The 21,297-nt window shown below is 57.4% G+C and carries 18 protein-coding genes and 3 pseudogenes; 17 read left to right on the top strand and 4 right to left on the bottom strand.

The annotated features are described in order from the left end of the window. Positions 1-14: 14 nt before the first annotated feature. Positions 15-1,535 (bottom strand): chromosomal replication initiator protein DnaA, encoded by a 1,521-nt coding sequence (dnaA, locus tag CXQ82_RS00105; RefSeq protein ID WP_101265036.1) that lies wholly within the window; start codon positions 1,533-1,535, stop codon positions 15-17. 586 nt (positions 1,536-2,121) lie between these two features. Between dnaA and rpmH the strand changes: the two genes are divergently transcribed. The 5 genes from rpmH (at position 2,122) to mnmE (ending at position 6,071) form a co-directional block, all read left to right on the top strand. After that, the gene (gene rpmH, locus CXQ82_RS00100; RefSeq protein ID WP_003213577.1) at positions 2,122-2,256 is read left to right on the top strand and encodes a 50S ribosomal protein L34; all 135 of its coding nucleotides are present in this window, start codon (positions 2,122-2,124) and stop codon (positions 2,254-2,256) included. 16 nt (positions 2,257-2,272) lie between these two features. Beyond that, a complete protein-coding gene (gene rnpA / locus CXQ82_RS00095) occupies positions 2,273-2,677 on the top strand; it encodes a ribonuclease P protein component (protein WP_053128141.1) in 405 nt (134 codons plus the stop codon). Then, a complete protein-coding gene (gene yidD, locus CXQ82_RS00090) occupies positions 2,670-2,915 on the top strand; it encodes a membrane protein insertion efficiency factor YidD (RefSeq protein ID WP_010207715.1) in 246 nt (81 codons plus the stop codon). The genes rnpA and yidD overlap by 8 nt, the downstream gene beginning before the upstream one ends. A 2-nt stretch (positions 2,916-2,917) precedes the next feature. Next, entirely contained in the window at positions 2,918-4,621 is a 1,704-nt protein-coding gene (gene yidC, locus CXQ82_RS00085) for a membrane protein insertase YidC (protein ID WP_101265034.1), read from the top strand. 79 nt (positions 4,622-4,700) lie between these two features. Then, positions 4,701-6,071 carry a tRNA uridine-5-carboxymethylaminomethyl(34) synthesis GTPase MnmE gene (mnmE, locus tag CXQ82_RS00080; protein WP_101265032.1) on the top strand — a complete coding sequence of 457 codons (1,371 nt, stop codon included), beginning with the start codon at positions 4,701-4,703 and terminating at the stop codon, positions 6,069-6,071. 19 nt (positions 6,072-6,090) lie between these two features. Here the strand turns inward: mnmE and CXQ82_RS00075 are convergent, their stop codons facing one another. The 3 genes from CXQ82_RS00075 to CXQ82_RS00065 all read right to left on the bottom strand — a co-directional run bounded on the left by CXQ82_RS00075 (position 6,091) and on the right by CXQ82_RS00065 (position 10,053). Next, entirely contained in the window at positions 6,091-8,466 is a 2,376-nt protein-coding gene (locus tag CXQ82_RS00075) for a TonB-dependent siderophore receptor (protein WP_371917333.1), read from the bottom strand. A 136-nt stretch (positions 8,467-8,602) separates the two neighbouring features. Then, positions 8,603-9,547, bottom strand: coding sequence for a FecR domain-containing protein (locus tag CXQ82_RS00070; RefSeq protein ID WP_101265028.1), 945 nt, complete (start codon positions 9,545-9,547; stop codon positions 8,603-8,605). Continuing rightward, positions 9,547-10,053, bottom strand: a complete 507-nt coding sequence (locus CXQ82_RS00065; protein ID WP_101265026.1) for a sigma-70 family RNA polymerase sigma factor — start codon at positions 10,051-10,053, stop codon at positions 9,547-9,549. Before CXQ82_RS00065 ends, CXQ82_RS00070 begins: the two co-directional genes overlap by 1 nt. 553 nt (positions 10,054-10,606) lie before the next feature. Here CXQ82_RS00065 and mnmG point away from each other — a divergent pair. The 12 genes and pseudogenes from mnmG to atpD all read left to right on the top strand — a co-directional run. Beyond that, complete coding sequence (gene mnmG, locus CXQ82_RS00060) at positions 10,607-12,499, top strand: tRNA uridine-5-carboxymethylaminomethyl(34) synthesis enzyme MnmG (protein WP_101273700.1); 1,893 nt, start codon at positions 10,607-10,609, stop codon at positions 12,497-12,499. Beyond that, the gene (gene rsmG, locus CXQ82_RS00055) at positions 12,496-13,140 is read left to right on the top strand and encodes a 16S rRNA (guanine(527)-N(7))-methyltransferase RsmG (RefSeq protein ID WP_101265024.1); all 645 of its coding nucleotides are present in this window, start codon (positions 12,496-12,498) and stop codon (positions 13,138-13,140) included. The genes mnmG and rsmG overlap by 4 nt, the downstream gene beginning before the upstream one ends. 18 nt (positions 13,141-13,158) lie before the next feature. After that, the gene (locus CXQ82_RS00050; protein WP_101265022.1) at positions 13,159-13,956 is read left to right on the top strand and encodes a ParA family protein; all 798 of its coding nucleotides are present in this window, start codon (positions 13,159-13,161) and stop codon (positions 13,954-13,956) included. Positions 13,957-13,965: 9 nt separating this feature from the next. Further along, on the top strand, positions 13,966-14,838 hold the full coding sequence (locus tag CXQ82_RS00045) for a ParB/RepB/Spo0J family partition protein (protein ID WP_101265020.1): 873 nt from the start codon (positions 13,966-13,968) through the stop codon (positions 14,836-14,838). Between the two features lie 148 nt (positions 14,839-14,986). Then, positions 14,987-15,394: a F0F1 ATP synthase subunit I gene (locus CXQ82_RS00040; RefSeq protein ID WP_010565865.1), complete on the top strand. Its 408-nt coding sequence runs from the start codon at positions 14,987-14,989 to the stop codon at positions 15,392-15,394. A 16-nt stretch (positions 15,395-15,410) separates the two neighbouring features. Next, positions 15,411-16,280 carry a F0F1 ATP synthase subunit A gene (gene atpB, locus CXQ82_RS00035; RefSeq protein WP_071485334.1) on the top strand — a complete coding sequence of 290 codons (870 nt, stop codon included), beginning with the start codon at positions 15,411-15,413 and terminating at the stop codon, positions 16,278-16,280. Between the two features lie 133 nt (positions 16,281-16,413). Continuing rightward, positions 16,414-16,671 carry a F0F1 ATP synthase subunit C gene (gene atpE / locus CXQ82_RS00030; protein ID WP_002555987.1) on the top strand — a complete coding sequence of 86 codons (258 nt, stop codon included), beginning with the start codon at positions 16,414-16,416 and terminating at the stop codon, positions 16,669-16,671. 56 nt (positions 16,672-16,727) lie between these two features. Continuing rightward, positions 16,728-17,198 carry a F0F1 ATP synthase subunit B gene (locus CXQ82_RS00025; protein ID WP_101265018.1) on the top strand — a complete coding sequence of 157 codons (471 nt, stop codon included), beginning with the start codon at positions 16,728-16,730 and terminating at the stop codon, positions 17,196-17,198. Positions 17,199-17,210: 12 nt separating this feature from the next. Continuing rightward, the gene (locus CXQ82_RS00020) at positions 17,211-17,747 is read left to right on the top strand and encodes a F0F1 ATP synthase subunit delta (RefSeq protein ID WP_015886646.1); all 537 of its coding nucleotides are present in this window, start codon (positions 17,211-17,213) and stop codon (positions 17,745-17,747) included. 20 nt (positions 17,748-17,767) lie between these two features. Beyond that, a pseudogene (atpA, locus tag CXQ82_RS00015) lies at positions 17,768-19,312 on the top strand (F0F1 ATP synthase subunit alpha). Between the two features lie 48 nt (positions 19,313-19,360). Continuing rightward, positions 19,361-20,220 (top strand): annotated as a pseudogene (gene atpG / locus CXQ82_RS00010) (F0F1 ATP synthase subunit gamma). 27 nt (positions 20,221-20,247) lie between these two features. Then, positions 20,248-21,297: pseudogene (gene atpD, locus CXQ82_RS00005) on the top strand (F0F1 ATP synthase subunit beta); the annotation flags it as partial.

The following is a 21,297-nucleotide window of genomic DNA, read 5'->3' as shown; positions in this document are numbered from 1 at the left end:
CTGCGCTGGTGTCATCAAGTAGTCAGTGTACGCAGCAGGTTCTTGTAGTCCTCGCGAATATCCGCGTCGGATTCCTTAAGTTCGTTGATCTTGCGGCAGGCGTGCAACACCGTGGTGTGGTCGCGACCGCCAAACACATCACCGATTTCCGGCAGGCTGTGGTTGGTCAACTCCTTGGAGAGGGCCATGGCCACCTGACGGGGACGTGCCACCGAGCGCGAACGGCGCTTGGACAGCAGGTCGGAAATCTTGATCTTGTAGTACTCGGCCACGGTGCGTTGGATGTTATCCACACTCACCAGTTTGTCTTGCAGGGCCAGCAGGTCTTTCAGCGATTCGCGAATCAACTCGATGGTGATGTCGCGACCCATGAAGTGCGAATGCGCGATGACCCGCTTGAGCGCGCCTTCCAGCTCACGCACGTTGGAACGAATGCGTTGGGCGATGAAGAATGCAGCGTCGTGTGGCAGGTCGACTTTCGCCTGGTCGGCCTTCTTCATCAGGATCGCCACGCGGGTTTCCAGCTCCGGAGGCTCTACCGCAACGGTCAGGCCCCAGCCGAAGCGGGATTTGAGGCGCTCTTCCAGGCCTTCGATTTCCTTCGGGTAACGGTCACTGGTCAAGATGACCTGTTGGCCACCTTCGAGCAGGGCGTTGAAGGTGTGGAAGAACTCTTCCTGGGAACGTTCCTTGCGCGCGAAGAATTGAATGTCATCGATCAGCAAGGCATCAACCGAGCGGTAAAACCGCTTGAACTCGTTGATGGCGTTGAGCTGCAAGGCCTTGACCATGTCAGCCACGAAGCGCTCCGAGTGCAGGTACACGACCTTGGCATTCGGGTTCTTCTTTAATAGGTGGTTACCCACCGCGTGCATCAAGTGAGTCTTACCCAAACCCACGCCACCATAAAGGAACAGCGGGTTGTAGCCATGCTTGGGGTTATCGGCCACTTGCCAGGCGGCCGCGCGGGCCAACTGGTTGGACTTACCTTCGACGAAGTTCTCGAAGGTGAACGTGCGGTTCAGGTAGCTGGTGTGCTTGAGCGCACCTTCAACCTGCACGGTGCGCTGTTCGGCGCGTACCGGAGCCTGTTGCGAGCTGGCACCGGCCATCGGGTCGAAGCTGTCGCGCGACGGCTCTTCATTAATAGGCGCGTTTTTCTGCGACGCGGATTTCGAAGGCGCCTGGGCTACCGGGGCTGGCGAATTATTAACCGATGCCGCCGCAGCCTGAGCCTGCGAGGCACTTGCCGCCAATGGCGCATTCGGCGCAGCACGAGGTGCCGAGCTGCGTTTGCTGCCTATTAATAAGGAAAGCACGGGCGCGATGCCATTGCCGTGTTCATCGAGCAATTCGAGAACGCGGCTCAGGTACTTCTCGTTGACCCAGTCGAGAACGAAACGGTTAGGTGCATACACACGCAACTCGTCGCCTTCGGCTTCGACCTGTAGCGGACGGATCCAGGTGTTGAATTGCTGGGCAGGCAGCTCATCGCGCAAAAGCTCCACGCACTGCTGCCAAAGTTCCACTGACACGGATATCCCCTAAGTTGAAAGCCGGTGAGGCAAAAACAGCCGCCATTGTAGCGGCCAGCCGCCCACTTATCCACATGTAGGTTGCGCACAGGGCACCCAAAATCAATGTGTTAACCACAAAAAATGCGACCAGCGGTCTGTGCATAAGCTCTGTGGATAAGCCTGCCTAAGCTCGTTGTACAAGTGGGGTCGAAAGTCTGTGGGTAACTGGCCTGTGGATAACAACCCATTCCACCCACAGCTTATCCGACAGCGCAGCACAGGGATGGCACCGCTTTCCCCCGTAGTTGTCATTCTCTGTACATCAGGTGGAATATGGCCTCAAGGCACTTATCCACAGAGGAAGGCCTGCCTAGCTTTTATAAGCTTTACAGAAAAGCTTTAAATAACTTCCTTCTTTATTTTTATATCTATGGCACTGCACATGAAAGCCGAGCGGATAGAAAAGGTCGTGATGCCCTGTAAACATCTAATTAAAGGAAAAGCTGGTTGGAAATTGACCTAGAGGCTTGCTTTCTCTAGAATCGCCGGTCTCTTAAAACGGGGGCCATTCCGGCCCGTTGTGGACGAACCAGGTAACAACGCCATGAAACGTACTTTCCAACCAAGCACCATCAAACGCGCCCGTACTCACGGCTTCCGTGCTCGCATGGCTACCAAGAACGGCCGTGCTGTCCTGTCGCGTCGCCGCGCCAAAGGTCGTGCGCGTCTGGCAGTTTGATAATCCGGTACTGGTGGTGAGTCAGGACTTCAGTCGGGAAAAGCGTCTGCTAACCCCCCGGCACTTCAAGGCAGTCTTTGACTCCCCCACCGGCAAGGTTCCGGGGAAAAATCTCCTGCTCCTTGCGCGTAACAACGATCTTGATCACCCCCGTCTCGGGTTGGTGATTGGCAAGAAGAGCGTAAAGCTCTCCGTTGAGCGCAATCGCCTCAAGCGTCTGATGCGCGAATCGTTTCGCCTCCACCAGGACACTCTGGTTGGTTGGGATATTGTTATCGTCGCGCGCAAAGGCTTGGGGGATGTAGAAAACCCCGAATTGATTCAGCATTTCGGCAAGCTCTGGAAACGTCTGGCGCGTACCAACAAGCCAGCACCAGCAGTCAGCACCGAAACTGTAGGGGTAGACAGCACCGATGCGTAAACTGGCACTCGTTCCGATCCAGTTTTATCGCTATGCCATTAGTCCTCTGATGGCCAGCCACTGTCGTTTCTACCCCAGTTGTTCCTGCTACGCGTTAGAGGCCATAGAAAATCATGGTCTTCTGCGCGGTGGCTGGCTGACCTTTCGTCGTTTAGGTCGCTGTCATCCGTGGAATCCCGGTGGTTATGACCCGGTTCCACCTATCCCTACCTCCCGTTCTTCTTCGATGGCCGAGTAATCATGGATATTAAACGCACGATCCTGATCGTCGCCCTGGCAATCGTGTCCTACGTCATGGTTCTTAAGTGGAACCAGGACTACGGCCAAGCTGCCCTGCCGACTCAGAATGTTGCTGCCAATGCTGTTCCTGCGGGGCTACCCGACACAGTGAGTGGCACCAATACTGCCGCCAGTGATGACATTCCACGTGCAGCGGGTGAGACAAACGCACCTGCCGAAGTTGCAGTTGCCGCAAGCACCGACCTCATCCAGATCAAAACGGATGTATTGGACCTGGCTATCGACCCGCAAGGTGGTGACGTTGCCAAACTGACACTTCCGCTGTACCCGCGCCGTCAGGATCACCCGGAAATTCCATTCCAGTTGTTCGATAACGGTGGCGAACGTGTTTACCAGGCGCAAAGTGGCCTGATCGGCACCAATGGTCCCGATGCAAGTGCTACCGGCCGTCCGATTTTCTCTGCTGACAAGAAGAGCTATCAACTGGCCGATGGCCAGGACCAACTGGTTGTTGACTTGAAGTTCAGCAAGGACGGCGTCAACTACATCAAGCGCTTCACACTCAAGCGTGGCCTGTACGACATCGTTGTCACTTATCTGATCGACAACCAGAGCGCTCAGCCTTGGACCGGCGCGATGTTTGCGCAGCTCAAGCGTGACGCCAGCTCCGATCCATCGTCCAGCACTGCAACCGGTACCGCGACTTACCTGGGCGCTGCCCTGTGGACAAGTTCGGAGCCGTACAAAAAAGTGTCCATGAAAGACATGGACAAGGTAGCCGAAGACAAAACCAAGGCGCCGATCACTTACAACGTGAGCGGTGGCTGGGTAGCCTGGCTGCAACACTACTTTGTAACCGCGTGGATTCCTCAGCCTGGCCAGAACAATGCTGTTTTGGCGCGCAAGGACAGCAAAGGCAACTACATCATCGGCTACACCGGCCCGGCGTTGACCGTCGCTCCAGGTGCCAAGGCTGAAACCAGCGCTACCCTGTACGCCGGCCCGAAAAGCCAGGCAGTACTGAAAGAGTTGTCCCCAGGTCTGGAACTGACTGTGGACTACGGCATTCTGTGGTTCATTGCCCAGCCGATTTTCTGGCTGCTGCAACATATCCACAGCATTGTGGGTAACTGGGGCTTCTCGATCATCTTCCTGACCATGCTGATCAAAGGGATCTTCTTCCCTCTGTCGGCTGCCAGCTACAAGTCGATGGCCCGCATGCGCGCCGTTGCACCGAAACTGGCTGCTCTGAAAGAGCAACATGGTGACGACCGGCAGAAAATGTCGCAGGCCATGATGGAGCTGTACAAGAAAGAGAAGATCAACCCGCTGGGTGGTTGCTTGCCGATTCTGGTACAGATGCCGGTGTTCCTGTCGCTGTACTGGGTACTCCTGGAAAGCGTGGAAATGCGCCAGGCCCCGTTCATGCTGTGGATAACTGACCTGTCGATCAAAGACCCGTTCTTTATCCTGCCGATCATCATGGGCGCTACCATGTTTATCCAGCAGCGCCTGAACCCGACTCCGCCGGACCCGATGCAGGCCAAGGTAATGAAAATGATGCCAATCATCTTCACCTTCTTCTTCCTGTGGTTCCCGGCTGGCCTGGTTCTGTACTGGGTGGTCAACAACGTGTTGTCGATCTCTCAACAGTGGTACATCACGCGTAAGATTGAAGCGGCTACCGCAAAAGCTGCGTCGTAACTTACTCTGTGGGTAACCACTCAAGACGCCCCCTAGTGGGGCGTTTTGCTTTCCGTCACTTTTGTTCTGGAACCTGCTGATGAGTGCTCCGCGTGAAACCATCGCTGCTGTCGCTACCGCTCAAGGTCGCGGCGGTGTCGGTATCGTTCGTATTTCCGGGCCGCTCGCCGGCAAGGCGGCCGAGGCCATCAGCGGCCGTGAATTGAAGCCGCGTTATGCCCATTACGGGCCGTTCCTGGATGCAGACAAAAGCGTATTGGACGAGGGCCTGGCGCTGTATTTCCCGGGGCCGAATTCATTCACCGGTGAAGACGTGCTGGAACTGCAGGGCCACGGCGGCCCGGTGGTACTGGATATGTTGCTGCAGCGTTGCCTGCAACTGGGTTGCCGCCTGGCGCGGCCGGGGGAGTTCAGCGAACGCGCATTTCTGAATGACAAACTCGACCTGGCCCAGGCCGAAGCCATTGCCGACTTAATCGAAGCCAGTTCCGCACAGGCAGCGCGCAATGCATTGCGCTCGCTGCAGGGAGCTTTTTCCCTGCGTGTGCATAACTTGACCGAGCAGCTGATCAGCCTGCGTATCTACGTGGAAGCAGCCATCGATTTCCCCGAAGAAGAAATCGACTTCCTCGCCGATGGTCACGTGCTGGCGATGCTGGACAAAGTCCGCGATGAGTTATCCACAGTCTTGCGTGAAGCCGGGCAGGGCGCGTTACTGCGCGATGGCATGACGGTGGTGATTGCCGGGCGGCCGAATGCGGGCAAATCCAGCTTGCTCAATGCCCTGGCGGGTCGTGAAGCGGCCATTGTCACCGAGATCGCCGGCACCACGCGGGATATCCTGCGTGAACATATCCACATCGACGGCATGCCGTTGCACGTGGTCGACACCGCCGGGTTGCGTGACACCGACGACCAAGTGGAAAAGATTGGCGTAGAACGCGCGCTCAAGGCTATCGGCGAAGCCGACCGTGTACTGCTGGTGGTGGATGCGACGGCGCCGGAGGCTGTGGATCCTTTTGCGCTGTGGCCGGAATTCCTCGAGCAACGGCCGGACCCGGCCAAAGTCACCTTGATCCGCAACAAAGCGGACCTGACCGGTGAAGCCATTGCCATGCAAACCAGCGAGGATGGCCATGTCACCATCAGCTTGAGTGCCAAGTCGGCGGGAGAGGGCCTGGAGTTGCTGCGCGAGCACCTCAAGGCCTGCATGGGCTACGAGCAGACCTCGGAAAGCAGCTTCAGCGCACGCCGCAGGCACCTGGAAGCGCTGCGCCATGCCAGCGCGGCCTTGGAGCACGGGCGGGCGCAACTGACCCTGGCGGGCGCCGGTGAGCTGCTGGCCGAGGATCTACGCCAGGCACAGCAGCTTTTGGGAGAAATCACCGGCGCGTTCAGCTCCGATGATTTGCTGGGCAGGATCTTTTCCAGCTTCTGCATCGGTAAGTAAGCGAGTTATCCACAACCGCTTACCAGTTGTAGGACACCGTACCGAGCAAGGTACGGCTGTCGCCCCAGTAGCAGCGCCCCGCATCGTTGCAACCGGCTACGTATTCCTTGTCGAACAGGTTCTTGGCGTTCAGATCCAGCGACCAGTGCTTGTCTAGCTGGTAGCCAATGGACGCATCTACCAACGTGACGCTTCCGGCGTCCAACTTTCCGTACAGCGAAGGCGCTGTGTAGGAAAAGGTACTGTCGAAATAACGTACGCCGCCGCCCAGGGACAAGCCCTTGAGCTGACCATCGAGGAAGCGGTATTTGCCCCACACCGACGCCTGGTTGCGCGGCACGCCGGTCATCTGATGCCCTTCGACCAGCGACGTGGCGGAATCCTTGGTAATCCGTGCGTCGGTGTAGGTGTAGGCCGCCGTAACGTTCAGGTTAGGCGTCAAGTTGCTGTTGATTTCAGCTTCAACACCTTTGGCGCGGCTTTCACCGACCTGGCGATAGCTGTTGGTGGTGGCGTCGAGGTAGGTGTCGTCCTCTTTGCGCAGGTCATACACAGAGAGTGTCATCGCCGTATCCCAGCCGACGGGCTCGTACTTCACGCCCACTTCGTACTGGCTACTGGTGATCGGCTTCAGCGGCGCGCCGGCGTTGGAGATCTGTTGCACCGGGACAAACGCGGTGGAATAGCTGACATACGGCGTGAGGCCGTTGTCGAACTGATACATCACCCCGCCCTGGTAGGTGAACTTGCGATCCTCGGAGCCGATATCGCTGGCCGGTTTCACTTTGTCGCGGAAATCGCTGTCGACCCAATCCTGGCGGCCGCCAAGCAGGAACAGCCAGTGGTCATACTTGCTCTGGAGCTGTGCATAAACACCTTTCATCTGCTGTTCGAGCAAGGTGTTTTGCACCGCCACCGGGGTCAGTGGGTCACGCAGGTACACAGGGTTATACACATTGATGGTGCCGGCGAAACCCGCGTCCCAGTCCTGGTTGAACGAGGTACGGTCGTAGCTGGCCCCCAACAGCACGGTGTTTTCCAGGCCACCGACCTGGAATTTTCCTTCAAGCTGGTTATCCAGGGAGTACACCATCGACTTGTTGTAGCGATCGTAGGCGGTCATGTTCAGTTGCGTGCCGAAGCCGCCGTTATTCAGCACCCCCGGCCAGGTTTCATGGCGGTTGATGCGTGACTGCATATAGCGCGAGTTCTGGCGGAACTGCCAATCGTCATTGAAGCTGTGGCTGAATTCGTAGCCAGTGCTCCAGGCTTCGCGTTCGAAGGTATTCCAGTCCGGGTCACCGAGCATGGTGTGCTTGGACAGCTTGCCATTGGGATTGCTGAGCAAGGTACCCGCGGCAGGTAGGCCGAGTTCCAGGTTGGTGTGGTCTTTCTGGTAATTGGCCAACAGCGTGAGGGTGTTGTAATCGTCGAAGTTCAGGGTCAAGGACGGGGCGATATAGAGGCGATCGTCCGGGACGTGATCGGTCTGTGTGTCTGACTTGCGCCCCAACATCACCACGCGGCCAAGGATGTTGTCGTTATCATTGAGTGGGCCGGAGATATCCACACCCAGCTGGCGCCGGTTGTTCGAACCGTAACCCAGCTGCACCTCACCTTGTGGAGTGGCTGTGGGATGTTTGCTGACCAGGTTCACCAGCCCGCCCGGTGCGTTTTCCCCGTAGAGCAGGGAAGAAGGCCCACGGAAAATCTCGACGCGCTCCAGGCCGTAAGGCTCACTGGTCGTGTCGTACCGGTTGCCCTGTACGCGTAGGCCATCACGCAGTAGGCCGTAGCCGTAATCGGTGGCATTGAAACCGCGGATGAAGAACAGATCACCGGCGAGGCTGTCACCGGCGGCGAAGGGCGGCGCGAAAATACCCGGCACATAACCCAATACTTCGGTCAGGGTCTGGGACTTCTGGTCCTTGATACGCTGGCCAGTGACCACGGATACCGAACGCGGCGTTTCCGACAGCGGCGTGCTGGTCTTGGTACCGATGCGGCTGTTTTGCGCCTTGTAGCCCACATCTCCCGCGATCTCCTGGTTGAACCCGGCCTGTTGATAAGTACTCACCGTAGTAGGGGCAAGCGTGAGTTCTCCAGCCGGAGCCGCCTGTAACACATAGCTGCCAGGGGCTTGGATGACGGCCTGCAACCCCGAGTCTTGCAGCAGCAGCGCGAAGCCTTGCTCCACCGAATAGTCCCCCTCCAACCCTGGCGTGTTCAAACGCGCGGTCTGTTGGGGCGAAAAGGACAGAATCACATTGGCCCGCGCGGCAAATTGGCTCAACGCGTGGTCCAGCGGGCCCGGCCCAATGGCGTAGTGCGCGGCCATAGCAGGGGTCGAAACCAATACACCGCTGGCGCTTGCGAGCAGGAGCCCGTAAGTCATGCCGTGGCAAGAGAGTCGTTGGCGAAGCTTGGTAGGAAGGCGCATAGGTCGGTAAGCCCTGAAGGTAGCGTCGTAATTACCTGTAGGGCCGTGTCAGGTAGAAAAAAGATAACCCCCCTGTGGATTATTTTTATGCTCAACCGGCGTGCTTCACCGACACCCAATAACGGGTGAAATATTTCACCTCGATCGGCAGGGTCGCTTGCAGGTTGGCCAGCACCGCTTCGGTAGCATCCAAGCGGAAGGTCCCGGACACACGCAACCGTGCCGAAGCCAGATCACACTGCAGCACACCCGGGCGATAGCGGGCGAGTTCGTCGATAACATCCCCAAGCCGGGCGTCCAGTACGATCAGTTGCCCGTCGACCCAGGCCGCCTGCGCACCGTCATAGAGATGGTTGGGCCCGACATTTCGGCGATCGAAGTCAGCACTTTCACCCGCGCTGAGTAGCCGGCCGCGATCGGGTTGATCGGCGGGGGATACCTCTACCCGATCCTCCAGAACACCTACACGCGTGGCATCCGCCAGCTGACGCACCGTAAACCGCGTGCCCAATGCCTGGATTCGGCCCTGGCGGGTTTCGACATAGAACGGCGTTTGCCCACCGGACTTGCCGGTGTGGATAAGTACCTCGCCTTCGCGCAGGCGGATCAGACGTTGGTGCCCATCGAACACCACATCAATCGCGGTGTTGCTGTTGAGATCAACCCGTGTGCCATCGGCCAACTCGAGATGCCGGCGTTTACCCACAGGGGTGCGGTAGTCGGCCCACACATTGCCCAAGGAAGTATGTTGCTGAACATTCCAACCCAGGTAGCCGGTGCCGCCGAGTACCAGCATCCACTTGAGTACCTGGCGACGTTGTTGCGTGGTCGACAATGCGCGGCGGGTGAAGTCCTGAGGCATGGCCCCCAGGCTGCGTTGCAATTGTTCCATCTGGTTCCATGCCGCCTGGTGGGACGGATCGCCATTGAGCCATTGTTGCCAGGCATGGCGCTCGGCCGGTGTAGGCGGCTGGGATTGAAATTGTACGTACCAGGTGGCGGCCGCCTCGAAAGTCTTGCGATCAGGGGCGGCCATTACAGGCTGGCCATGATCAGCGAACATTCGGTCAGGGCGCGGACCATGTGCTTCTTCACCGTGGTCAGTGATACCTGCAGTTGGTCGGCGATCTGTTGATAAGTCAGGCCGTCGATCTGCGAGAGCATGAAGATCCGCCGTGCGCGTTCCCCAAGGCCGGCGAGGGCTTTATCCACAGCCACCAGGGTTTCGATGATGATCGCCTTGTCTTCTTCGCTGATGGCCGTGGCTTCAGGCCGCTCTGCCAATGTCTGCAGGTAGGCCTGTTCAATCGCGTGTCGCCGGTAACGGTCGATCACCAGGCCCCTGGCGATGGTTGCCAGATAGTCCCGCGGCTCCAGGATCTGCGCCGCATGGCGGCCACAGAGGATGCGCACGAACGTATCGTGCGCCACATCAGCCGCATCGCAGGCGTTATGCAATTTACCTTTGAGCCACCCGTGCAGCCACGAATGGTGCTGTTCATAGATGTGCTGGACCGCAGCCGTGTGTGAAGGAGGGGACATAGGGCATGACAAGGCAGGTTAATGATAATCGCTATTATTAACTGCCCTGTGGTTTTCTCACAATAGGGCTCTTTTTACCGCGCTCTCCACCGAGTCGACCGATATCGGTGGTGTCGTCGTGGGCGAAATTCGGCTTTTCTGTGGATTAAGCCCTGTGAATAACCGCCCCTGTGCCCAGTTGATAACAGGGCTTGAAACCTGAGTAAAAACCCCTCTGTGGATAAGCACCTGTTTAATCCACAGGCTTAAAGCACTTATCCAAGGGCCTCATTGGCACATGACCACAGACTTTTGAATCGCTGTACACAACGTAAATAACGGCCTGTAGAGATCTATCCACAGAAACCATGCTCAGTAGAAATAAACATAAAAACAAAGATTTAATAAATTTCTCTCTTTTAATTTCTATTGTCCGTGATTCATCCACAGCTGGTTAAATTTTGTGCAAAGGGTTCTTTAGGAAGGGCTAAGTCCCTATACTTGCCGCCAAAGCTCTAAAACTCTTTCAACAAACAATTCCTGATTACCTACATAAGCAGGCACGAGGTGCGTGGTGGATTTCCCTTCCCGTTTTGAAGTGATCGTCATCGGCGGCGGTCATGCCGGTACCGAGGCAGCACTGGCGTCAGCACGCATGGGCGTAAAAACCCTGTTGCTGACGCATAACGTGGAAACCCTCGGTGCCATGAGTTGCAACCCTGCTATCGGTGGGATTGGCAAAAGCCATCTGGTCAAGGAAATCGATGCCCTTGGCGGCGTCATGGCCATGGCCACCGACAAAGGTGGTATTCAATTTCGCGTGCTCAACAGCCGCAAAGGCCCGGCCGTGCGGGCTACCCGGGCACAAGCTGACCGCATCCTGTACAAGGCAGCGGTACGCGAAACCCTGGAAAACCAGCCGAACCTGTGGATATTTCAACAAGCAGCCGATGACCTGATCGTCGAACAGGACGTGGTGAAGGGCGTTGTCACGCAAATGGGTCTGCGCTTCTTCGCAGAATCCGTGGTGTTGACCACCGGTACGTTCCTGGGTGGACTTATCCACATCGGCATGCAGAACTATTCCGGTGGTCGCGCCGGTGATCCGCCGTCGATTGCCCTGGCAAAACGCCTGCGTGAATTGCCGCTGCGCGTCGGTCGCCTGAAAACCGGGACGCCGCCGCGTATCGACGGGCGTTCTGTGGATTTCTCGGTAATGACCGAGCAAGCCGGCGATACGCCGATCCCGGTGATGTCGTTCATGGGTTCCAAAGAACAGCACCCGAAACAGGTGAGCTGCTGGATTACCCACACGAATGCGCGCACCCACGAAATCATTGCCGCGAACCTCGACCGTTCGCCGATGTATTCCGGGGTGATCGAAGGCATTGGCCCGCGTTATTGCCCGTCGATCGAAGACAAGATCCACCGCTTTGCCGACAAGGAAAGCCACCAGGTCTTTATCGAACCCGAAGGTCTGACCACCCACGAGCTGTACCCGAACGGGATTTCCACTTCCCTGCCGTTCGACGTGCAGATCCAGATCGTGCAATCGATCCGTGGCATGGAAAACGCCCACATCGTGCGGCCGGGCTACGCCATCGAGTACGACTATTTCGACCCGCGCGACCTCAAATACAGCCTGGAAACCAAGGTGATCGGCGGTCTGTTCTTCGCCGGGCAAATCAACGGCACCACCGGTTATGAAGAAGCAGGCGCCCAAGGTTTGCTGGCCGGGACCAACGCTGCATTGCGTGCACAGGGCAAAGACAGCTGGTGCCCGCGTCGCGACGAGGCGTATATCGGCGTGTTGGTTGACGACCTGATTACCCTGGGTACCCAGGAACCGTACCGGATGTTCACCTCCCGGGCGGAATATCGCCTGATTCTGCGCGAAGACAACGCCGACCTGCGCCTGACCGAAAAAGGTCGCGAGCTGGGCCTGGTCGATGACGCGCGCTGGGCAGCGTTCTGCAAAAAACGCGAAAGCATCACCCTCGAAGAACAACGCCTGAAAAGTACCTGGGTACGCCCGGGCACCGAGCAGGGCGACGCGATTGCGGAAAAATTCGGCACGCCGCTGACCCACGAGTACAACCTGCTGAACCTGCTGTCCCGTCCGGAAATCGACTACGCTGGTCTGGTCGAAGTGACAGGCCAGGGCGCAGAAGACCCACAGGTCGCCGAGCAGGTCGAAATCAAGACCAAATACGCCGGTTACATTGACCGCCAACAGGACGAAATCGCTCGCCTGCGCGCCAGTGAAAACACCAAGCTGCCTGTGGATATCGACTACACCGGGATTTCCGGGTTGTCGAAAGAAATTCAAAGCAAGCTGGGGATAACTCGCCCGGAAACCTTGGGTCAGGCTTCACGTATCCCTGGCGTCACCCCGGCAGCCATTTCGCTGTTGATGATTCATTTGAAAAAACGCGGCGCGGGCCGTCAGTTGGAGCAAAGCGCTTGAGTTCGTTGGTCACCTCGCAACACGCCGAAGAGTTATCCACAGGTGCGCGCCAATTGGGCGTTGACCTGACCGAAGCCCAGCACGAGTTGCTGTTGGGCTATCTGGCCCTGTTGATCAAATGGAACAAGGCTTACAACCTCACTGCCGTGCGCGACCCCAATGAAATGGTGTCGCGTCATTTGCTCGACAGCCTCAGCGTAATGCCGTTTATTGAAAACGGTCGTTGGCTCGACGTCGGCAGCGGCGGCGGCATGCCTGGCATTCCATTGGCCATCCTGTTTCCCGAGTCGCAAGTGACCTGCCTGGACAGCAACGGCAAGAAAACCCGCTTCCTGACCCAGGTAAAACTCGAACTCAAGCTGGATAACCTCCAAGTTATCCACAGTCGCGTCGAAGCCTTCACGCCTGAACAGCCTTTCAACGGAATTGTTTCCCGGGCGTTCAGCAGCATGGAGAACTTCAGCAACTGGACCCGCCACCTCGGCGACCGCGACACCCGCTGGCTGGCAATGAAGGGCGTTCATCCAAGCGACGAGCTGTTAGCATTGCCGGCAGACTTCCACCTCGATAGCGAACACGCCTTGGCCGTACCCGGTTGCCAAGGCCAACGCCATCTGCTGATACTGCGCCGCACGGCATGATTGGGAACACAAGCAAGAATGGCTAAGGTATTCGCGATAGCGAACCAGAAAGGTGGCGTGGGTAAAACCACCACCTGCATCAACCTCGCAGCATCCCTGGTCGCGACCAAGCGCCGGGTGCTGTTGATCGATCTCGATCCACAGGGCAACGCCACCATGGGTAGCGGTGTGGATAAACACGGCCTGGAAAACTCGGTCTACGACTTGCTGATCGGCGAGTGCGACCTGGCCCAGGCCATGCATTTTTCCGAGCACGGCGGTTATCAACTGCTGCCGGCCAACCGCGATTTGACCGCGGCGGAAGTGGTGCTGCTGGAAATGCAGATGAAAGAAAGCCGTCTGCGCAGCGCCTTGGCGCCGATCCGCGAGAATTACGATTACATTCTGATCGACTGCCCGCCGTCGCTCTCGATGCTTACGCTGAACGCATTGGTGGCTGCCGATGGGGTGATTATCCCCATGCAGTGCGAGTACTTCGCGCTCGAAGGGCTCAGCGACCTTGTGGATAACATCAAGCGTATCGCCGAGTTGCTCAACCCGAACCTGCAGATCGAAGGCCTGTTGCGGACCATGTATGACCCGCGCCTGAGCCTGATGAACGACGTTTCGGCGCAGCTCAAGGAACACTTCGGCGACCAGTTATACGACACGGTGATCCCGCGCAACATCCGCCTGGCCGAAGCGCCAAGCTACGGGATGCCCGCGTTGGCTTATGACAAAACGTCGCGTGGCGCCATTGCCTACCTGGCGCTGGCCGGCGAGATGGTTCGCCGTCAACGCCGCAACTCACGCACCGCTGCAGCCCAGCCAACTTAAGGAATCCCCATGGCCGTCAAGAAACGAGGTCTAGGACGTGGACTGGATGCACTGTTGAGTGGTCCGACCGTCACATCGCTTGAAGAACAAGCGGTGCAGGCCGACGAGCGCGAGCTGCAGCACTTGCCTCTGGACCTGATCCAGCGCGGCAAATACCAGCCGCGCCGGGACATGGACCCCCAGGCGCTGGAAGAACTGGCCAACTCGATCAAGGCCCAAGGCGTGATGCAGCCGATCGTGGTGCGCCCGATTGGCGGCGGCCGTTTTGAGATCATCGCCGGCGAACGCCGCTGGCGTGCCAGCCAGCAGGCCGGCAAGGAAACCATCCCGGCGATGGTGCGCGATGTGCCGGATGAAACCGCCATCGCCATGGCGTTGATCGAAAACATCCAACGCGAAGACCTCAATCCGATCGAAGAAGCCATCGCGTTGCAGCGTTTGCAGCAGGAATTCCAGCTGACCCAGCAACAAGTGGCCGAGGCGGTGGGTAAATCCCGCGTGACGGTTTCCAACTTGCTGCGCCTGATCGCGCTGCCTGAAGTGATCAAGACCATGTTGTCCCACGGCGACCTGGAGATGGGCCACGCTCGGGCTTTGCTCGGTTTGCCGGAAAATCAACAGGTTGAAGGGGCGCGACACGTTGTCGCACGGGGGCTCACCGTTCGTCAGACCGAGGCCCTGGTTCGCCAGTGGCTCAGCGGTAAACCTGCACCGGTCGAAACGACCAAAACTGATCCGGATATTGCCCGCCTTGAGCAGCGCCTGGCCGAGCGCCTAGGCTCTGCGGTGCAAATTCGCCACGGCAAGAAAGGCAAAGGCCAATTGGTCATCGGTTATAACTCTCTCGATGAGCTTCAGGGCGTCCTTGCCCACATCCGCTGAAACATTTGCTTATGTAGCGCGTGATCGGAAATCACTACCCGGCAGTTGAATAGGGGCAGAACCGCCCCTATACTCTGCGCGCATTTTGTCGGCACAAATTATGCCAAGTTATTGATTTCCGGCAGCCGACCATTGAGGAGCAAGAGTGATGGAAACCCGCACGCCAAACACGTTGCCGTTCCATCGCTTGGCCGTTTTTCCGGTTTTATTGGCTCAATTTGTCATTTTGCTGATCGCCGCATTGGCGCTTTGGTATTGGCATGGAGTCGTAGCCGGATATTCAGGACTCTGCGGAGGCCTGATAGCCTTGCTGCCCAATATGTATTTTGCTCACAGGGCCTTTCGGTTTTCCGGCGCCCGAGCAGCCCAGGCTATCGTCCGGTCATTTTATGCCGGCGAGGCGGGGAAACTGATTTTGACGGCAGTGCTGTTTGCACTGACCTTTGCAGGTGTGAAGCCATTGGCGCCGCTGGCTGTATTCGGCGTCTTCGTGTTGACCCAACTGGTCAGCTGGTTCGCTCCCCTGCTAATGAAAACAAGACTTTCGAAACCTTAGGGCGTTTGAGGCAACCATGGCAGAAACAACCGCTTCGGGCTATATCCAGCACCACTTGCAGAACCTGACCTTCGGTCAGCTTCCCAACGGCGGCTGGGGCTTTGCCCACTCCGCAGCAGAGGCCAAAGAAATGGGCTTCTGGGCTTTCCACCTGGATACTCTGGGCTGGTCGGTCGCATTGGGTCTGATCTTCGTCCTGATTTTCCGCATGGCGGCAAAAAAGGCCACTTCCGGTCAACCAGGTGCCCTGCAGAACTTCGTTGAAGTACTGGTCGAATTCGTCGATGGCAGCGTGAAAGACAGCTTCCATGGCCGTAGCCCGGTGATTGCACCGCTGGCACTGACCATCTTCGTCTGGGTGTTCCTGATGAACGCCGTCGACCTGGTACCGGTCGACTGGATTCCTCAGCTGGCCATCCTGATCTCCGGCGACCACCACATTCCATTCCGTGCGGTTTCCACCACGGACCCTAACGCCACGTTGGGCATGGCCCTGTCGGTGTTCGCGTTGATCATTTTCTACAGCATCAAGGTCAAGGGTATCGGCGGCTTCATCGGCGAACTGACCCTGCACCCGTTCGGCAGCAAGAACATCTTTGTTCAAGCCCTGCTGATCCCGGTGAACTTCCTGCTGGAATTCGTCACCCTGATCGCCAAGCCGATTTCCCTGGCTCTGCGACTGTTCGGCAACATGTATGCCGGCGAACTGGTGTTCATTCTGATTGCTGTGATGTTCGGCAGCGGTCTGCTCTGGCTTAGCGGCCTGGGCGTGGTTCTGCAGTGGGCGTGGGCTGTGTTCCACATCCTGATCATCACCCTGCAGGCCTTTATCTTCATGATGCTGACCATCGTCTACCTGTCGATGGCACACGAAGAGAACCATTAAGACCAGTCTCGACTAGTCTGATGTCCTTCCCGGTGAAACGGGAAGGTGGCCCTACCGGGCTATGAAACGATTTGTTTTACCGCTTTAAAATCTAAAAAACCTAAACCATACGACGTAAAAGTCGGGAGGAAAGATGGAAACTGTAGTTGGTCTAACCGCTATCGCTGTTGCACTGTTGATCGGCCTGGGCGCCCTGGGTACTGCCATTGGTTTCGGCCTGCTGGGCGGCAAGTTCCTGGAAGGCGCAGCGCGTCAGCCAGAAATGGTTCCAATGCTGCAAGTTAAAATGTTCATCGTCGCCGGCCTGCTCGACGCCGTGACCATGATCGGCGTTGGTATCGCTCTGTTCTTCACCTTCGCGAACCCCTTCGTTGGTCAACTCGCTGGCTAATCACTCGAATTTTCGAGTGATTGGGGTGATGGACAACGAATGAGCGAGGTGTTGGCGTGAACATTAATGCAACCCTGATTGGCCAATCCGTTGCGTTCTTCATTTTTGTAGTGTTTTGCATGAAGTTCGTGTGGCCTCCGGTCATCGCGGCTTTGCACGAACGTCAGAAGAAGATCGCGGATGGTTTGGACGCTGCCAGCCGTGCAGCTCGCGACCTGGAGTTGGCCCAAGAGAAAGTGGGTCATCAACTGCGCGAAGCTAAAGCACAGGCAGCTGAAATCATTGAGCAAGCCAAGAAACGCGGTAACCAGATCGTCGAAGAGGCTGTTGATAAAGCCCGCGTCGAAGCTGACCGTGTGAAGGCTTCGGCTCATGCCGAGATCGAACAGGAACTGAACGGCGTCAAAGACGCGCTGCGTGCCCAACTGGGTGCTCTGGCGGTCGGCGGTGCTGAGAAGATCCTCGGTGCCACAATCGATCAAAACGCGCACGCGGAGCTGGTTAATAAACTGGCTGCTGAAATTTAAGCGAGGGCGATCATGGCAGAACTGACCACGTTGGCCCGACCTTACGCTAAGGCAGCCTTCGAGCACGCCCAGGCCCACCAGCAACTGGCCTCTTGGTCAGCCATGCTCGGCCTGGCTGCAGCAGTGTCGCAAGACGACACCATGCAGCGCGTGCTCAAGGCCCCGCGCCTGACGAGCGCAGACAAGGCCGCCACTTTTATTGAAGTGTGCGGCGACAAGTTTGATGTGAAAGTGCAGAACTTCATCCACGTCGTTGCCGAAAACGACCGTCTCCCGCTTTTGCCGGAGATCGCCGCTCTGTTCGACCTGTACAAGGCCGAAGCAGAGAAATCGGTAGACGTTGAAGTGACCAGTGCTTTTGCATTGAACCAAGAACAGCAAGACAAACTCGCCAAGGTTCTCAGTGCACGACTCAATCGGGAAGTGCGCCTGCAAGCTTCGGAGGACGCATCCCTGATTGGTGGTGTTGTTATCCGTGCCGGCGACCTGGTTATCGATGGCTCGATTCGCGGCAAAATCGCGAAACTTGCCGAAGCATTGAAATCTTGAGTTTGAAGGGCAGCAGAGCAATGCAGCAACTCAATCCTTCCGAAATAAGTGAAATTATCAAGGGCCGCATCGACAAGCTCGATGTGACCTCCCAAGCCCGTAACGAAGGCACTGTCGTCAGCGTATCTGACGGCATCGTGCGGATTCACGGTCTGGCCGACGTAATGTACGGCGAGATGATCGAGTTTCCGGGCGGCGTCTACGGTATGGCCCTCAACCTGGAGCAAGACTCCGTAGGTGCCGTTGTATTGGGCTCCTACCAGTCTCTTGCCGAAGGCATGAGCGCCAAGTGCACAGGCCGCATCCTGGAAGTTCCGGTTGGTAAGGAACTGCTGGGTCGCGTAGTCGACGCACTGGGTAACCCTGTTGACGGCAAAGGTCCACTGGGCAACACCGAGACCGACGCGGTCGAGAAAGTTGCTCCAGGCGTGATCTGGCGTAAGTCGGTAGACCAGCCTGTACAGACTGGCTACAAGGCTGTCGATGCCATGATCCGGTCGGCCGTGGCCAGCGTGAGCTGATCATCGGTGACCGTCAGATCGGGTAAAACCGCTCTGGCGATCGACGCGATCATCAACCAGAAGAACAGCGGCATTTTCTGCGTCTACGTAGCCATTGGTCAGAAGCAATCGACCATCGCCAACGTGGTTCGCAAGCTGGAAGAAAACGGCGCCCTGGCCAACACGATCATCGTGGCTGCCAGTGCTTCGGAATCTCCTGCGCTGCAATTCCTGGCACCGTACTCCGGTTGCACCATGGGTGAATTCTTCCGCGACCGCGGTGAAGACGCGCTGATCGTTTATGACGATCTGTCCAAGCAAGCAGTGGCTTACCGCCAGATTTCCCTGCTGCTGCGCCGTCCACCAGGCCGTGAAGCTTACCCAGGCGACGTGTTCTATCTCCACTCCCGTCTGCTGGAGCGCGCATCCCGCGTTTCGGAAGAGTACGTAGAGAAGTTCACCAACGGCGCAGTGACCGGCAAAACCGGTTCCCTGACCGCACTGCCGATCATCGAAACCCAGGCTGGCGACGTTTCCGCGTTCGTTCCGACCAACGTGATTTCCATCACCGACGGTCAGATCTTCCTGGAATCGGCCATGTTCAACTCGGGCATCCGCCCAGCAGTGAACGCCGGTGTTTCGGTATCCCGTGTGGGTGGTGCCGCTCAGACCAAGATCATCAAGAAGCTCTCCGGTGGTATCCGTACCGCTCTGGCTCAGTACCGTGAACTGGCGGCATTCGCCCAGTTCGCTTCTGACCTGGACGAAGCGACCCGTAAGCAACTTGAGCATGGTCAGCGCGTTACCGAGCTGATGAAGCAGAAGCAATACGCCCCAATGTCGATCGCTGACATGGCGTTGTCGCTGTATGCCGCTGAGCGTGGGTTCCTGACCGACGTTGAAATCGCCAAGGTCGGCAGCTTTGAACAAGCGCTGATTGCTTACTTCAACCGCGATCACGCCGAATTGATGGCGAAGATCAACGTGAAGGGTGACTTCAATGACGATATCGACGCTGGCATGAAAGCCGGTATCGAGAAGTTCAAGGCCACCCAAACCTGGTAAGCCGCAGCGGGAGCCGCAAGGCTCCCTTGCTAACCTGATAGGTGTTACATGGCAGGCGCAAAAGAGATTCGCAGTAAGATTGCGAGCATCAAAAGCACGCAAAAAATTACCAGCGCCATGGAAAAAGTGGCGGTCAGCAAAATGCGCAAGGCACAAATGCGCATGGCTGCTAGCCGTCCTTATGCGGAGCGTATCCGCCAGGTAATTGGGCATCTGGCCAACGCCAACCCGGAATACCGCCACCCGTTCATGATCGACCGCGCCGTCAAGCGTGTGGGTTATGTGGTAGTGAGCAGTGACCGTGGTTTGTGCGGTGGTCTGAATACCAACCTGTTCAAGGCCCTGGTCAAGGACATGGCGGTAAACCGCGAAAACGGCGTCGAGATCGATCTGTGTGTTGTTGGTAGCAAGGGTGCGGCCTTTTTCCGCAACTTCGGCGGTAACGTCGTTGCAGCTATCAGCCACCTGGGTGAAGAGCCGTCGATCAATGATTTGATCGGCAGTGTGAAGGTGATGCTGGATGCATACCTGGAAGGCCGGATTGACCGCCTCTCCGTGGTATCCAACAAGTTCATCAACACCATGACCCAGCAGCCAACCGTGGAGCAATTGATTCCACTGGTGGCGACTCCGGATCAGGAACTCAAGCACCACTGGGACTACCTCTACGAACCAGACGCCAAAGAGCTGCTTGACGGCTTGATGGTGCGCTACGTGGAGTCGCAGGTGTACCAGGCGGTGGTCGAGAACAACGCAGCTGAACAAGCGGCGCGATGATCGCGATGAAAAACGCTACCGATAACGCCGGTGATCTGATCAGCGATTTGCAGCTGATCTACAACAAGGCGCGTCAGGCTGCGATCACCCAAGAGATCTCGGAAATCGTCGGCGGCGCTGCCGCGGTTTAACGGTTCAAATATTCAGAGGATCCAGCTATGAGTAGCGGACGTATCGTTCAAATCATCGGCGCCGTTATCGACGTGGAATTTCCACGCGACAGCGTACCGAGCATCTACAACGCGCTGAAAGTACAAGGCGCGGACACTACTCTGGAAGTTCAGCAACAGCTGGGCGACGGCGTAGTGCGTACCATTGCGATGGGTTCCACCGAAGGCTTGAAGCGCGGTCTGGACGTTATCGACTCTGGCGCAGCCATCTCCGTACCGGTCGGTAAAGCGACCCTGGGCCGGATCATGGACGTACTGGGTAACCCAATCGACGAAGCTGGCCCGATCGACACCGAAGAGCGCTGGGGCATTCACCGTCCAGCACCTTCGTTCGCCGACAAGCTGGCGGCAATGACCTGCTGGAAACCGGCATCAAGGTTATCGACCTGGTTTGCCCGTTCGCCAAGGGCGGTAAAGTTGGTCTGTTCGGTGGTGCCGGTGTAGGCAAAACCGTAAACATGATGGAACTGATCCGTAACATCGCCATCGAGCACAGCGGTTATTCCGTGTTCGCCGGTGTGGGTGAGCGTACCCGTGAGGGTAACGACTTCTACCACGAGATGAAGGACTCCAACGTTCTGGACAAAGTGGCACTGGTTTACGGTCAGATGAACGAGCCGCCGGGTAACCGTCTGCGCGTAGCACTGACTGGCCTGACCATGGCCGAGAAGTTCCGTGACGAAGGTAACGACGTTCTGCTGTTCGTCGACAACATCTACCGTTACACCCTGGCCGGTACTGAAGTATCCGCACTGCTGGGCCGTATGCCTTCGGCAGTAGGTTACCAGCCGACCCTGGCTGAAGAGATGGGCGTTCTGCAAGAACGTATCACTTCGACCAAGGAAGGCTCGATCACTTCGATCCAAGCGGTATACGTACCTGCGGATGACTTGACCGACCCGTCGCCAGCGACCACCTTCGCCCACTTGGACGCCACCGTCGTTCTGTCCCGTGACATCGCTTCCCTGGGTATCTACCCAGCGGTCGATCCACTCGACTCGACTTCGCGCCAGCTGGACCCGAACGTGATCGGCCAGG

The organism is Pseudomonas sp. S09G 359 (assembly GCF_002843605.1).
GTDB lineage: Bacteria > Pseudomonadota > Gammaproteobacteria > Pseudomonadales > Pseudomonadaceae > Aquipseudomonas.
This window is presented reverse-complemented; position numbering and strand designations above follow the sequence as displayed.